Source organism: Pseudomonas protegens, from assembly GCF_003732485.1.
GTDB classification, from domain to species: domain Bacteria; phylum Pseudomonadota; class Gammaproteobacteria; order Pseudomonadales; family Pseudomonadaceae; genus Aquipseudomonas; species Aquipseudomonas protegens_B.
The window spans coordinates 13,385-13,919 of the sequence record NZ_MOAK01000079.1; the positions used below are offsets into that span (position 1 = coordinate 13,385).

Below are 535 nucleotides of genomic sequence, written 5' to 3' on the forward strand. Positions count from 1 at the left end.
CGATTTTGCCAATGGAACTGACAGCCCAGGCGCTGCAACCAGCCCGGTTGCTGTTCCAGCGCGCTGTCACTGAAGTCGTCGGTGAAGTTGATATGGGCGCTGGAAAGCCCTTCGATCTCCAAATAGCCGGGCAGGCTTTTCAGCAGCTCGAAGGCGTCCGCCTGGGTCGCCGCCAGCACCCGAGCGCCGCTGACCGGGCTGAACGGCACCGCCGTCAGCAGCTTGGGGTAGTAGTCGATCCCGGCCCGCGCGCAGGCATCGGCCCAGCCGTGATCGAACACGTATTCACCGTAGGAGTGCCATTTGCGATAGCTGGGCAGGGCCGCCAGCAGCCGGCCGTCTTCCACATGCAGCAGGTGCTCGGCCTGCCAGCCGGAGCGCGGGCCCAGGCTGCCACTGTCTTCCAGGGCACTGAGAAAGGCGTGACGGACAAAGGGTTGCCCGTCCTTGAGCAGGCCATCCCATTGCACAGGATCGACGGCAGACAGACTGTTCAAGGATTGCAGCGGCATTGGGGTCCCCGGGATTCAGATCG

1 protein-coding gene is annotated in these 535 nt (G+C 64.1%); it reads right to left on the bottom strand.

Annotation, left to right across the window (positions count from 1 at the left end):
* Positions 1–512, bottom strand: a 512-nt coding sequence (locus BLX41_RS33810) for a peptidogalycan biosysnthesis protein (protein WP_185073712.1), incomplete at its 3' end; no start/stop codon positions are given.
* Positions 513–535 lie beyond the last annotated feature (23 nt).